This window comes from Kaistia soli DSM 19436, from assembly GCF_900129325.1.
Lineage (GTDB): Bacteria > Pseudomonadota > Alphaproteobacteria > Rhizobiales > Kaistiaceae > Kaistia > Kaistia soli.
In genome coordinates this window covers 95,100-108,904 of record NZ_FQUP01000003.1, presented here as the reverse complement: position 1 = coordinate 108,904, position 13,805 = coordinate 95,100, and the positions used below count along the sequence as shown (strand labels likewise).

The 13,805-nt window shown below is 64.1% G+C and carries 14 protein-coding genes; 8 read left to right on the top strand and 6 right to left on the bottom strand.

Features of this window, described 5'->3' with window-relative positions; translation table 11 throughout:
• The 6 genes from yjfF to BUB39_RS13985 form a co-directional block, all read right to left on the bottom strand.
• A complete protein-coding gene (yjfF, locus tag BUB39_RS14010) occupies positions 1-978 on the bottom strand; it encodes a galactofuranose ABC transporter, permease protein YjfF (protein WP_073054447.1) in 978 nt (325 codons plus the stop codon).
• On the bottom strand, positions 975-1,976 hold the full coding sequence (locus BUB39_RS14005) for an ABC transporter permease (protein ID WP_073054445.1): 1,002 nt from the start codon (positions 1,974-1,976) through the stop codon (positions 975-977). The genes yjfF and BUB39_RS14005 overlap by 4 nt, the downstream gene beginning before the upstream one ends.
• A complete protein-coding gene (locus tag BUB39_RS14000) occupies positions 1,973-3,481 on the bottom strand; it encodes a sugar ABC transporter ATP-binding protein (protein WP_073055520.1) in 1,509 nt (502 codons plus the stop codon). The genes BUB39_RS14005 and BUB39_RS14000 overlap by 4 nt, the downstream gene beginning before the upstream one ends.
• 120 nt (positions 3,482-3,601) lie before the next feature.
• The gene (gene ytfQ / locus BUB39_RS13995; protein WP_425292916.1) at positions 3,602-4,564 is read right to left on the bottom strand and encodes a galactofuranose ABC transporter, galactofuranose-binding protein YtfQ; all 963 of its coding nucleotides are present in this window, start codon (positions 4,562-4,564) and stop codon (positions 3,602-3,604) included.
• Between the two features lie 170 nt (positions 4,565-4,734).
• Positions 4,735-5,373 (bottom strand): NADPH-dependent F420 reductase, encoded by a 639-nt coding sequence (locus BUB39_RS13990; RefSeq protein WP_073054442.1) that lies wholly within the window; start codon positions 5,371-5,373, stop codon positions 4,735-4,737.
• Between the two features lie 158 nt (positions 5,374-5,531).
• Positions 5,532-6,482, bottom strand: a complete 951-nt coding sequence (locus BUB39_RS13985) for a LysR family transcriptional regulator (protein ID WP_073054440.1) — start codon at positions 6,480-6,482, stop codon at positions 5,532-5,534.
• A gap of 93 nt (positions 6,483-6,575) precedes the next feature.
• Here BUB39_RS13985 and BUB39_RS13980 point away from each other — a divergent pair, with 93 nt between their 5' ends.
• Genes BUB39_RS13980 through BUB39_RS13945 form a run of 8 tightly spaced genes read left to right on the top strand, consistent with a single transcriptional unit; the run spans position 6,576 to position 13,805 of the window.
• Positions 6,576-7,484 carry a dioxygenase family protein gene (locus BUB39_RS13980; RefSeq protein WP_073054438.1) on the top strand — a complete coding sequence of 303 codons (909 nt, stop codon included), beginning with the start codon at positions 6,576-6,578 and terminating at the stop codon, positions 7,482-7,484.
• A 2-nt stretch (positions 7,485-7,486) separates the two neighbouring features.
• Entirely contained in the window at positions 7,487-8,446 is a 960-nt protein-coding gene (locus BUB39_RS13975) for a VOC family protein (RefSeq protein ID WP_073054436.1), read from the top strand.
• Positions 8,386-9,102, top strand: a complete 717-nt coding sequence (locus BUB39_RS13970; RefSeq protein WP_342169113.1) for an alpha/beta hydrolase — start codon at positions 8,386-8,388, stop codon at positions 9,100-9,102. Before BUB39_RS13975 ends, BUB39_RS13970 begins: the two co-directional genes overlap by 61 nt.
• Complete coding sequence (locus BUB39_RS13965; RefSeq protein ID WP_073054432.1) at positions 9,099-10,163, top strand: maleylacetate reductase; 1,065 nt, start codon at positions 9,099-9,101, stop codon at positions 10,161-10,163. Before BUB39_RS13970 ends, BUB39_RS13965 begins: the two co-directional genes overlap by 4 nt.
• A gap of 26 nt (positions 10,164-10,189) precedes the next feature.
• Complete coding sequence (locus tag BUB39_RS13960; RefSeq protein WP_073054430.1) at positions 10,190-11,464, top strand: ABC transporter substrate-binding protein; 1,275 nt, start codon at positions 10,190-10,192, stop codon at positions 11,462-11,464.
• 60 nt (positions 11,465-11,524) lie between these two features.
• Entirely contained in the window at positions 11,525-12,241 is a 717-nt protein-coding gene (locus BUB39_RS13955; RefSeq protein WP_073054428.1) for an ABC transporter ATP-binding protein, read from the top strand.
• Entirely contained in the window at positions 12,238-12,945 is a 708-nt protein-coding gene (locus BUB39_RS13950; RefSeq protein WP_073055516.1) for an ABC transporter ATP-binding protein, read from the top strand. Before BUB39_RS13955 ends, BUB39_RS13950 begins: the two co-directional genes overlap by 4 nt.
• Positions 12,942-13,805, top strand: a complete 864-nt coding sequence (locus BUB39_RS13945) for a branched-chain amino acid ABC transporter permease (protein WP_073054426.1) — start codon at positions 12,942-12,944, stop codon at positions 13,803-13,805. The genes BUB39_RS13950 and BUB39_RS13945 overlap by 4 nt, the downstream gene beginning before the upstream one ends.

Sequence of the window (13,805 nt, the reverse complement as noted above, 5' to 3'; positions counted from 1 at the left end):
CTAGGCCGTCTCGGATGATCTGTCTCCGCGGGCCGAAGCGGCGAAAACCAGCCGCTGCAGCACGATGAACAGGAACAGGAGGATGCCGATCACGATCTTGGTCCACCAGCTCGACAGCGTCCCGTCAAAGATAATGTAGGTCTGCACCAGGCCGAGCAGCATCACGCCAACGAATGTTCCAAACACGAAGCCATAGCCGCCTGTCAGGAGTGTTCCGCCGATGACAACCGCACCGATCGCGTCCAGTTCGACGCCCACCGCGGCCAGTGGATAGCCGGCCGACGTATAGAGCGAGAAAACGATTCCAGCCAGACAGGCGAGCATGCTCGACAGCATGTAGATCTGCACCGTCGTCCGGGCGACAGGCACGCCCATCAGCGAGGCCGATGTGGTGTTGCCACCCAGCGCATAGACATAGGAGCCGAAACGCGTGCGGTGGGCGACAACGGCGCCAAAGACGAAGACCGCGATCATCAGCAGCCCGACGAAGCTCAGCCTTCCGCCACCGGGGAGCCGGAAATAGAGCGAGGAAATCGTCGAGTAGAACTCGTGGTTGATCGGCACCGAATCCTGGGTGATCACCGAGGCGCCGCCGCGCGCCAGGAACATGCCCGCCAGCGTGACGATGAAAGCCGGCACTTCGAGATAGTGGATCGCAAGCCCCATAGCCGCGCCGAACAGGGCGGCGACGGCAAGGGCGATGGCAAAGGCCACAAGTGGGTGCAGCCCGAAACTCGAGATCAGCACCGCGACCAGAACCCCGGTAAAGCCGATCACCGCCCCGACCGAAAGATCGATGCCGCCGGAAATGATGACGAAGGTCATTCCGACGGCGGTGATCCCTAGAAACGCATTGTCGGTCAGGAAATTGCCCAGCACGCGGGTGGAGAGCAGGCCGGGAAACTGGAAGACGGCTGCGGCATAGGCGACGAGAAAGATCGCGACCGTCGCCAAGAGGGGACGCATGCTGCGGTTCATCGGGAGGCACCGGATTTCTTGCGGCCAAAGAAGCCGAGGACCTGGCCGGCCAGCGGCGACTGGATCATCAGGATCACCGTGATGATGCCTGCCTTGACCACGAGGTTGAACTCCGGCGGATAGCCGGAAACGAGGATGCCGGTGTTCATTGCCTGGATGATCAGGGCACCGATCACCGACATTGGTATCGAGAACCGCCCGCCAAGCAGTGACGTACCGCCGATGACTGCCGCGAGGATAGCGTCGAGTTCCAGCCAGAGACCGGCATTGTTTGCGTCGGCGCCGCGGATGTCGCCGGCGACGATGATGCCTGCGATCGCTGCGCAGATGCCGCTGACCGAATAGACCGTGAGCAGCAACAGGCGGCTGCGGATGCCCGCGAGGGTCGCGGCGGAGCGATTGACGCCGACGGCCTCGATGAACAACCCGATCGCCGTCTTCCTGACCACCAGCGTCACCAGCACCATCAGCGCGAAAGCGATCACCACCGGCATGGGCATGCCGAGGAATGATCCCGTGCCGATGAAGATCAGCGTCGGGTCTGAGAAGGTGACGATGGACCCTTCGGTGATGAGCTGGGCGATGCCGCGTCCCGCGACCATCAGGACCAGCGTCGCAATGATCGGCTGAATGTCCAGCATGGCGACGAGAACGCCGTTCCAGAGCCCGCAGGCCAGACCGACGGCGAGTGCGCCGCCAACCGCCACGGGGCCGGAATAGCCGGCCACGACCAGCGTCGCCGCAACCGCACCCGACATCGCCATCACGGCGCCGACGGAGAGGTCGACGCCTTTGGTCGCGATGACCGCCGTCATGCCGATCGCAAGGATCGCGACGGGAGCCCCCCGATTGAGCACGTCGATGAGGCTGCCGAACAGACGGCCGTCCTGCCATTCGATCTTGAAGAAGCCGGGAAAGAGGATCCAGTTCAGCAGCAGCACGCTGACGAGCGCGATGGTCTGCGTATTGAAGATCCGGCCGAACGAGATACGCGTCATGCCGCCGTTTCCTCAGGGGTCGGTTCGCCATGGGTGGCGATTGCCTGGACGATCACGGCCGGACTGATGTCCTCGCCGCGCAACTCCGCCACCATCTCGCGGTCGCGCATCACGACGACGCGCGAGGAATAGGCGACGACCTCGTCGATCTCCGACGAGATGACGACGAGCGCCATGCCGTCGTCGCGCAGCCGATTGATGGTGCGCACGATCTCGGCATGCGCGCCGACATCGATGCCGCGCGTCGGCTCATCGAGGATCAGGAAGGCCGGGTCGGTCGCGAGCCAGCGCGCGAGGATCACCTTCTGCTGGTTGCCGCCCGAGAGCAGCTTGACCGGCATGTCCAGCGACGCTGCCCGGATATCCATGGATTCGCCGAACTGGCCGGCGAGATCGAGCTGTTCGTCGCGGTTCAGTGCGCGGAACCAGCCGAGCTTGCCCTGCAACGCGATGACGATGTTCTCCCGCACCGACAAATCGCCGAAGATGCCGTCGGCCTTTCGATCTTCAGGGCAGAAGCCGAAACCATGGGCGATCGCATCGGTCGCCGCCCGGATGGAGATGGGCTTGCCGTTCAGCGCGACCGATCCTTCGTCAGACGGGTCGATGCCGAACATGACGCGCGCCATCTCCGTGCGTCCGGAGCCGAGCAGGCCGGCGACGCCGATCACTTCGCCCTTGTGGATCGTCAGCGTGAACGGGCGGACGCTGCGCTTTCGGCCATAGCCCTTGAATTCGAGCAACACGTCCGTGACGGGGCGCTGGGCCTCCAGGCTGGTAGATCCTGAAAACGCGATGTCCTTGCCGAGCATCTTGCGCACAAGATCGGTGCGCGTGAGCTCGCTGAGCCGGCGCGTATCGACCAGCTTGCCATTGCGCAGGATCGTGACGCGATCGGCGAGAGCGAAGACCTGGTCGAGGAAATGGGTGATAAAGACGATGGCGAGACCATCGCGCTTGAGGCTGGCGACAACTTCGAACAGTCGCTGCACCTCGTCGCGATCAAGGCTTGCGGTCGGCTCGTCGAGGATCAGGACCTTGCCGGAAAGTTGCACCGCTCTCGCGATCGCGACGATCTGCTGGACGGCGACCGAGTGACTGCCAAGTTCGCTCGACGGATCGATCTCGAGCCCGTAGCGCTTCAGGAGAACCCGCGCATCGCGGTTCATGCGCTTGCGATCGACGAGACCGAAACGCGTCGGCTGATGCCCGAGAAAGAGATTTTCCGCGACGGATCGGTTCGGCAGGAGGTTGACCTCCTGGTAGACGGTTCCGATTCCGAAGGACTGGGCATGCAGCGGGCTATCGAGATGGACTGGTTCGCCGTCGACGAGAACTTCGCCTCCGTCAGGCTGATAGGCGCCTGTAAGGATCTTGATCAAAGTCGATTTGCCGGCGCCGTTTTCGCCGAGGAGCGCGTGCACCTCGCCCGCGAGCAGTCCGAAATCAACCTTGTCGAGCGCCCTGTGGGTTCCAAAGATCTTGGAGACCCCACGCGCCTCCATGCGGAAGGCGGTCTCTGCCACGTCGCGTCCCCCAAGCCTCAACCGGCCAATGCCGGATGATTCCGCAAAGAATAGCCCCGCCGGCGTAAGCCGGCGAGGCGTGGTTGGTTGGATTGCCGATCAGTAGCCGAGGCTCTTGCGGCGCTCAGCTTCGCCCTTCGGATCATCGGCGGGCGTATAGAGCTTCGATTCGGTGATGATGAACTTCGGCGGGACCGTGCCGTCCTTTTTGTAGGCGGCGAGAGCGTCGAAGGCCGGGCCGGCCATGTTCGGCGTCAGCTCGACGGTGGCATTGGCCTCGCCGGCCGCCATGGCGGAGAAGAGATCCGGAACGCCGTCGATCGAGACGACGAGGATATCGGTGCCCGGCTTAAGGCCCGCATCCTTGATGGCCTGAATCGCGCCGACCGCCATGTCGTCATTATGGGCATAGACCGCGCAGATGTTCTTGCCGCCATTCTCGGCCTTCAGGAAACCTTCCATCACTTCCTTGCCCTTCGAACGGGTGAAGTCACCCGTCTGGCTGCGGACGATGGAGATGTTGGAGTGGCCGGCAATCGCCTCCTCGAAGCCCTTCTTGCGGTTGATCGCCGGCGTCGAGCCGACGGTCCCCTGCAATTCGACGACGCGGCAATCCTTGTCCTTCACGGTGCCGACAAGCCAGTCGCCGGCAACCTTGCCTTCCTTGACCTGGTCGGACGCGACCGACGTCAGGTAGAGGTCCTGCGGGCCGTCGATGCCACGGTCGAGAAGAACCACGGGGATCTTGGCTTCCTTGGCTTCGCTGAGCACGTCTTCCCAGCCCGTGGCGACCACGGGTGCGACCAGGATCGCATCGACGCCCTGGGCGATGAAGCCGCGGATCGCCTTGATCTGGTTTTCCTGCTTCTGCTGTGCGTCAGCAAATTTCAGGTTGATGCCGCGGCTCTCGGCCTGCTGTTTGGTGACCGAGGTCTCGGCGGCGCGCCAGCCGGACTCGGAGCCGATCTGCGAGAAGCCGACCGTCATATCCGCAGCCATGGCTGCAGAAGACAAAGCGGTGGCGATGCCCGCCGCGAGGGCGAGTTTCTTCAAGATGCTCAAGATTTCCTCCCTTGGCCGCGCGGCGTTCCTCCCCAGCACGGCATGACGAGTCGATACCATTAGTACTATTATATGTAAATAGTGTCGCCCGGCGGCCCTGCGCCGGCTCATCATCAACCGAGGGGAGGAGGCGTCCGCGGCGGGGAAAGCGTTGTCGCGCCTGAACCTTGCTATGACGAGGTGGAGGACGGGCCGCTGCCGTCATGCGCGACAGCAAGATTGAAATGCGTGGTCTTCAGCGTCTCTTCGAGTCGCATCCAGAGCGGTATCAGTTGTTCCATCGCCCGGCAGGCCGTGAGATCGCCAAGGTCGAGGATCGACGTCCAACCGAACGAACGCAGCAGCGCGGTCACTTCTGCCTTGGCGGCAACATCGTTGCTGGCGATGAAGACGTGGTGCGCCTGGCCGAGGCTGTCCGGATCCACCATCAGATGCGCGCTGACGCTGTTCAGCGTCTTCACCAGCCGAACGCCGGGAAATGCCTTCTGGATGGCAATGCCGATGGGGGTGATGATCGGCTGATCGACGGCAGAATTGTAATTCGCGATATCGATCAGAATCTTGCTGTCGATGGCGCAGCCACCGAGGATGCCGATCGCTTCCTCGCCAGGTAGAGCATTGACGATCCACTCAGCATGCGCAGCCGCTTCGGCGTAGCTGCCGATGCCGCCGCCTGTCCGCGCTGCGAGTGCGCGGGCCTTGTCGCCCCCGGGTTGGCGCGACCCGATGACGACATCATGCCCAAGCTGCATCAGCTTTCCGCTGATCGCGCTGCCGACCTCGCCCGTGCCAAGAACGCCGAACTTCATGATCCATCCATCACTGCTATTGCGGATGGGCCAGCCTATTGGCGCGCATGAGCCGAGTCCAACGCCTGTCTGAAGCTGAACAGGACGTCTAGCCCGCGAGTCGGGGTGATCGTTGCAGCGCCGGTCTAGGTCACTGAGCTTGCTATCGCTTCCGGGCGTTAGCGGCCCCAGACGACGGCATTCTCGTGGCGCTTGATGATGTGCTTAAGGTTTTCAAAGGCCGTCGTGACATGCCCTGCGAAGCGCTCGGCCGCGGGGGAGCGCGGGGCGCCGACCCGGCGCAGGATGCCGAGCGAGCGGTTCGGCTGCGGAATTTCATAGGGAAGCACCGTCACGCGGTTTTCCTTGCGCTGGGCAAACACCACCGAGAAAGGCAGGACCGCCAAGGCATCCGTCTCGGCGAGGAAGTTGATGACGCTCATCAACGAGCCGCCGGAATAACGGATGTTCAGGTCCGACATGCCGATGCTCATCAGGATCATCTGCAGATCGGACATCAGCGGCGAGCCGGGCAGGGGAGCGACCCACGGGAAGCTGGTCAGGTCATGCGCCCGGAGACGGCGATTGCGCAGCAGCGGATGATCGGGCCGGCATGCCACGATGTTGCGGCCCGGGAGGATCTCGTTGAATTCAAAGCCGGGGCCGAGATCGAGCACGCCAATTGGCACGATGCCGAGATCGATCTGATCGCCCTGCAGCGCCGCGACCATTTCCGGCAGATTGAGATAGCTCTGCTGGATAGTGACTTCCGGTTCGAGGTTCTGGAACTCGCCGATCATCCGGCTGATCATCGCATCCATGAAGAACGGCACGCCGCCGACGCGGACGATGCCTTTGGTGCCTTTGATGAAGCCTTGAACGGTATCGCTTGCCTTGCGCGACGCGATGATGATGGCGCGGCCTTGTGCGGCAAGCTGTGCACCGAGCGGCGTTGCCTGCAGAGGCCGGCGGCCCTTCACGAACAGCGGCTCGCCGACACGCGCCTCGAGCATGGCCAGGGAACGGCTGACGGCCGGCTGTGTCAGGCCCAGCGTCGCCGCGCCTTCCGAGACCCCGCCAGCATCGAGGACGGCGGCAAGCTGCATCAAGTGGCGCTCGTTCAGCTTCATAGCAAAATGCTATACAAGCCGTCTCACAACTCATCAAGCGCCCGGCCGGCCCGTGCTATCCCAATGGTCAAGGGGAAGGGAGGCCCCGGCGGGATGCACGGCCAGCATGACGGTCCGACACGGGAGCAGCGCGCCGGGGCCATCTCGGCTCAAGCCGAGGAATTCTCGCGTCGCCTGACGGCTGCCGGGCAGAGCCGGGTCGCGGCGGCGGCGGAGGCCGCGGTCAGAGCGATCCATGCGCTCATCGCCGAATTGCGTCCGTCTGGCGAGGAATTCCGTCTTGGGATCGATTTCCTGACCGACGTCGGCCACTACGCAGATTCGCGGCGGCAGGAATGGGTGCTGCTTGCCGACGTGCTCGGCGTGTCCTCGCTGATAGAAGACCAGAACAACCCACGGCCTGAAGCCGCAACGCCCAACACGCTCGCCGGGCCATTCTACCGGCCCGATGTTCCTGACATGGCGCTTGGTGCCGACCTGTCGCGTGACCACAAGGGCGATCCACTCGCGGTTGAGGGCCGCGTGCTGGCGGTTGACGGTTCGCCGGTCGCCGGCGCTCTGGTCGAAGTCTGGCAGGCCAATGCCGAGGGGCTCTACGAGAATCAGGAGCCGGACCGTCAGCCGGAATTTAACCTTCGCGGCCGGTTCCGGACCGATCCGCAGGGCCGGTTTCATTTCCTGACCGTAAAGCCGCGGGGATATGCATTGCCGTCCGACGGTCCGGTCGGCCAGTTGATGACGGCGCTCGGCCTCGGCCTTGAGCGGCCCGCCCACATTCATTTCCGCGTCTCGAGCGACGGGTTCGAGACCTTGACGACCCACATCTTCGACGGGTCGGACCCGGCGATCGACCGGGACGCCATATTCGGGGTCAAGCCCGAACTCATCGCCGCGTTTCGTGCGCTGCCGGCGTCGGCCGGCAAGCGAAGATACGCGCTCAACCTCAATCTGGTTCTCTGCCCGGAGAGGCAGGGCCAAATCAAACGCTCTGGGAGGAGATGACCATGGCCCGTGTAAGCGGATACCACCATCTGACGATGTCGACGGACGGCGCGCAGGAGGATTTCGACTTCTATACCAAGGCGCTTGGCCTTCATTCCGTGAAGCGCACTGTGCTTTTCGACGGGGTGATCCCTGTCTATCACCTCTATTACGGCTCGCCGAATGGCGATGCCTCGACCATCATCACGACCTTCCCCTTTCGGAAACCCGGCGTCTATGGCCGTCGCGGTACAAACCAGTCGCGGACGATTCTGCAATCCATCCCCAAGGGCGCGGCGGACTTCTGGGTTAACAGGCTGAACGCCCGCGGCATCGAGACGAAGAAGATCACGCGCTTCGGCGCCGACCGCGCCGCTTTCGCTCATCCCTCTGGCATCCTGCACGAGCTCGTCGAAAGCGACAGCGATCCCCGGGAGCCGATCACCAATGCATCACAGGGAATCGGCCGGGAACACGGCATCAAGGGCATCTACGGCGCCTCGGTCGCCGTGACCGACCGCACCGCGATGGACGACTTCCTGACCATCGCGCTGCCGCTAACCAAAGAAGCCGACACGCATGAGGGCCTCGTCTATCGCGTCCCCGACGAGACGGGCGCCAACCAGCGCGTCGAGGTGATCGTCGATCGTGACAGCCCGCAGGGCACTTGGACGCTGGCCGGCGGCACCATCCATCATCTGGCGCTGAACACCGGCAATGAAGAGAACCAGCTGAAGCTCCGCGCCCATATCGAGGGCCTCGGCTTCACTGACATCTCGGAGCAGAAGGACCGCAATTACTTCAAGTCCTGCTATGTCCGCTCGCCGGGTGGCGCTCTGTTCGAGCTCGCCTGGACGACACCGGAAGGCTGGGCCAAGGACGAGCCCCCGGGCGCGATCGGCAAGACGCTGGTGTTCCCGCCATGGTTCAAAGACCGCGAGGCGGAGCTTCGGGCCGGTTTGGAGCAGGCGGACTTCGCATGAACTCAGGGAGCGGACCTCTGCGACTTGGTGCGAAGGGCCCTGAGGCGAAGGCAATCTGTGTCTTCGTCCATGGTCGTGGCCAATCACCGGAGGAGATGCAGGCCCACGTGCTGGCGCGGCTTGCCGCGCCATCCGTGGCCTTCATTCTGCCGCGCGCCCCGTCGGGCGTATGGGTCGAAGCACGAGCGATCGATCCGCTGACGCCGGTCGCGCGGGCGCAGCTGTCGGCAGCGCTCGATCATCTTGCCGCCGCGGTCGCCGCGGCTCGGGGCGAACTGCCAAGATTGCCGTTGCTGCTCGCGGGCTTTTCGCAAGGTGCATGTCTCGTCATCGAATATCTCTGCGCCGGGTTGCCGCCGCCAGAGGCGCTGGCCGCTTTCACGGGCTGCCGCATTGGCATTGCCGCAGATGCGCGGGCCGAACAGGTGCCGGGCCGCATACCGGTCTACCTGACGGGAGGCGATGCCGATCCCTGGATTCCGGTTGCCGCCTTTGCCGAGGCTGCGGCGACGCTCGGCCGACGGGGAGCCAACCTGCGGGCCGATCTTTTCCCCGGCCGAAGCCATGAGGTTTCAGATCCCGAAATCGCAATGCTGGAGACGATGCTCGCCGATCTCGCCCGCGGGCGGGCGCCCCGCATGGAGGCAGCGCGATGATGGAGAGTTTTGTCTTTCCCGGCCTGACGACGCGGGTCGTGTTCGGCTCCGGCACGATGGCGCGGGCGGAGGAGGAGATACGTCGGCTCGGCCATGACAGGGTGCTGGTGCTCTCTACCCCGCACCAGAAGGCCGATGCGGAAAAGCTCGCGGGAACGATCGGGGCTCTCGCCGCGGGGGTTTTCGCCGGCGCGACCATGCACACGCCGGTTGAGATCACCGATACGGCCGTCGAAGCCTTCCGCGCCAGCGGCGCCACGGCCGTCATCAGCCTCGGCGGCGGATCCACCACTGGCCTCGGCAAGGCGATCGCCCTGCGCACCGGCGCGGACCAAGTCGTGATCCCCACCACCTATGCCGGCTCGGAGATGACCGACATCCTCGGCGAGACGTCGGCCGGAGAGAAGACGACGCGCCGCTCGCCCGACATCCGCCCGGAGACGGTGATCTACGATGTCGACCTGACCTTGTCGCTGCCGGTCGCCCTGACCGTTACTTCGGCGATGAACGCGATCGCCCATGCGATGGAGGCGTTCTACGCGCCGGATCGTAATCCGGTGATCGTGCTGATGATCAAGGACGCCATGGTGGCTTTCCGCGACGGAATCCCCAGGCTGATCGAAGATCCACATGATCGCGCGGCCCGGAGCAAGGCGCTCTACGCCGCGTGGTGCTGTTCGACGGCGCTCGGCTATGTCCAGATGGCGCTGCACCACAAGCTCGCCCATGTCTTCGGCGGCTCCTTCGACACGCCTCACGCCGAAACCCACGCAATCCTGCTGCCGTATACGGCCGCTTTCAACGAGGCAGCCGTGCCGGAACTGCTCACCCCGATCGCTGAGGCGTTTGGCGGCGGCTCCGCGGGCGGCGGGCTCTGGGATTTCGCCAAGAGTGTCGGGTCGCCGCTGAGCCTCAAAGCAATCGGGATCAGCGAGGACGATCTCGACCGCGCGACGGCGATCGCCGTCAGGAACGCCTATGCCAATCCACGACCGATAAACCCCGGATCGATCCGGGAACTCCTTCAGACGGCGTGGGAGGGACGCCGTCCGGGGGACTGAAAGCAAACAAGAGGGAGGAGGAAGACATGCTTACAAGACGCAATCTGCTGAAGGGTTCGGCAGCCACGGGTCTGGCTCTTGCGACGGCGGGTCTCGCAGCGCCGGCCATCGCGCAGGGGGCCAAGATCAAGCTTGGCTATGTTTCGCCACAGACGGGTCCGCTCGCCGGCTTTGCCGAAAGCGACGCCTACAACATCAAGGCCTTCCTCGAATCCGAGGCTGGCAAAAACTTCGAGGTCATCGTCAAGGACAGCCAGTCCAACCCGAACCGGGCAGCGGAGGTCGCCAAGAGCCTGATCGTCGACGACGAGATCAACCTGATGCTCGTCGGCTCGACGCCGGAAAACACCAACCCCGTCGCCACCACCTGCGAGGCGGAAGGCATTCCTGTCGTCTCGACCATGGCGCCGTGGCAGCCCTGGTTCATCGGCCAGCAAGGCAATCCGGGCGATCCCGCCTCGTGGAAGCCATTCAAGTTCGCCTATCACTATTTCTGGGGTCTTGAGGACATCATCGCGGTCTATACAGCGATGTGGAAGCAGCTCGAGACCAATGGCAAGGTCGGTGGCCTCTTCCCGAACGATGCCGACGGCAATGCCTGGGGCGATCCCAAGAACGGCCTGAAGCCAGGGCTCGAAGCTGCCGGTTTCACGCTGACCGATCCCGGCCGCTATCAGAATCTCTCGGACGATTTCACCGCGCAGGTCAACGCCTTCAAGGCCGCCAATGCCGAGATCGTCACTGGCGTCGTGATCCCGCCCGACTTCACCACCTTCTGGAACCAGGCGCGGCAGCAGGGGTTCAATCCGAAAGCCGTGACGGTCGCCAAGGCGATCCTGTTCCCGCAATCCGTCGAGACGCTCGGCGCTGCCGGCAACAACCTGTCCTCCGAAGTCTGGTGGTCGGCCTCGCATCCGTTCAAATCGACGCTGACAGGCCAGTCTTCGGCCGAACTTGCGGCCGATTTCACGGCGAAGTCCGGGCGTCCCTGGACGCAGCCGATCGGTTTCGTGCATTCGCTGTTCGAGGTCGCCGCAAATGTCATGGGGCGTGTCTCGGACCCGGCCGATGCCGATGCGATCGCCGCCGCGATCGCCGCCACCGACATGACGACTGTTGTTGGCAAGGTGGCGTGGAACGGCGCCGGTGTTCCGCCCTTCGCGGCGAAGAATGTCTGCAAGACGCCGCTCGTCGGCGGCCAGTGGCGCCGCAAGGCCGATGGCGGCTTCGATCTGGTGATCGTCGAGAACGGCATCGCGCCGGAGATTCCGACTGCCGGCAAGATGGAAGCCCTTACCTGACCGATCACGCGGGCCGGCCAAGCCGGCCCGCGTTCCGCACGCATTCGAGGGACACCCGCGATGATCCTGAGGCTAGACGACGTCTCGAAGTCCTACGGCGCTTTGAAGGTGACGGATGCCGTGACCTTCGCGGTGTCGCGCGGCGAGGCGCTCGGCATCATCGGGCCGAATGGCGCCGGCAAGTCGACCCTTTTCAACCTGATCACCGGCAATGTTCTGGCGAATGCGGGACGGATCGAGTTTCTCGGCCGTGACGTCACGCGCGCTCCGGCCATGGACAGGGTGCGCATGGGCGTCGGCCGGTCCTTCCAGATCCCCCAGCCTTTCGAGGGGCTCACCGTCTTCGAGAACCTGCTCACCGCCGCCGCCTTCGGACGGGGAGGGCGCGAGGCCGATATGGTCGATGATTGCGCCCGCATCCTGGAAGAAACCGAGCTTCTCAAGAAGGCGAATGTCGTCGCCGGCTCGCTGAGCCTATTGGACCGCAAGCGCCTGGAACTTGCCCGCGCCATGGCCACCGGCCCGGAACTACTGCTGCTGGACGAGATCGCCGGCGGCCTGACCGAGGGCGAGTGCAAGGCGCTGGTCGCGACCATCAAGGCCATTCATGCCCGTGGCACTACGATCATCTGGATAGAGCATGTGCTGCATGCGCTCATATCCGTCGTGGAGAGGCTGCTGGTGCTGGATTTCGGACGCGTGATCTCCATCGGCACGCCCGACGCGATCATGGCCTCGAAGGAAGTTCGCGAAATCTATCTGGGGCTCGAGGTCTGATGCTGCTCGAAACCCATGGCCTCACCGCCAATTACGGCCAGTTCCGGGCCCTGTTCGGTGTCGACATCGCCGTTGCCGAGGGCGAATGCATCGCCATCATCGGCGCCAATGGCGCCGGGAAATCGACGCTGATGCGCTCGATCACCGGCGTCATCCGCAACGAACCCGGCATGGTCCTCCACCGCGGCACGCCGATCGGAGCGCTGTCCTCGGCCGAGATCATGAAACGCGGCATCGCCATGGTGCCGGAGGGCCGCCGGCTGTTTCCCTCGCTCACGGTCGAGGAAAATCTCCTGATCGGCGGGCAGGCGCGCCAGGTACCGGGGCCCTGGAGCCTCGAGTCCATCTATGGCCTGTTCCCGATCCTGCGCGAGCGGCGGAAGAACTCTGGCACGGCGCTTTCCGGTGGTCAGCAGCAGATGGTGGCGATCGGCCGGGCGCTGATGTCGAACCCGGAACTGCTGCTCTGCGACGAGATCAGCCTCGGCCTCGCGCCCGTCGTCATTCGGGACATCTACGCGGTCCTTCCCAGAATCCGCGAAGGTGGCGCGGCGATCGTCGTCGTGGAGCAGGATATCGGCAAGGCGCTCGCCGTCGCCGACCGCGTCTACTGCATGATGGAGGGGCGCGTCACGCTCGTCGCCAAGCCGGCCGACGTCACGCGCGAAGCGATCCATGCCGCCTATTTCGGAGAGGCGGCATGATTTGGGTCGACACTCTTGTGCAGGGCATCCTGCTCGGCGGCCTCTATGCGCTGTTCGCGGCTGGGCTCAGCCTCGTCTTCGGCATCATGCGACTGGTCAATCTCGCCCATGGCGATCTGATCGTCTTTGCCGCCTATCTCATCCTGATGGGCGTCACGCTGCTCGGGCTCCCGCCCTGGATTGCCGCGCTCATCGCCATGCCACTGATGTTCGGTCTTGGCTGGCTGCTGCAATCGGCAGTGCTCAACCGCGTGCTCGGCAAGGACATCCTGCCGCCGCTTCTGGTTACCTTCGGCCTCTCAGTCGCGTTGCAGAACGGTTTGCTCGAAACCTTTTCCGCCGATAGCCGCCGCATTCCGGCAGGGAGTCTGGAAGGCGCTTCGCTCGATCTCGGCATCGTCACGGTCGGCGTCATGCCACTTCTAACCTTTGCATCGGCCATCATCGTGATCGTGGCGCTGAATGCACTCTTCTACCACACCGCCCTGGGCCGGGCCTTCCGCGCGACGTCGGACGATGCCGTGACGGCAGGGCTGATGGGGATCGAACCAAAGCGCATCTTCGCAATAGCCACCGGCATCGCAATGGTCGTGGTCACGATCGCTGCGCTCTATCTCGGCATGCGCGCCAATTTCGATCCGTCGATCGGACCGGCGCGACTGATCTATGCCTTCGAGGCGGTGATCATCGGCGGGCTCGGGAGCCTTTGGGGTACGCTGGCCGGCGGCGTGATCATCGGCGTCGCGCAGACCTTCGGCGCTGCCGTAAACCCCGAATGGCAGATCCTGGCGGGACATCTCGCCTTCCTGGCCGTGATGCTGCTGAAGCCGCGGGGCCTGTTCCCGCGCGCCGTGGATTGA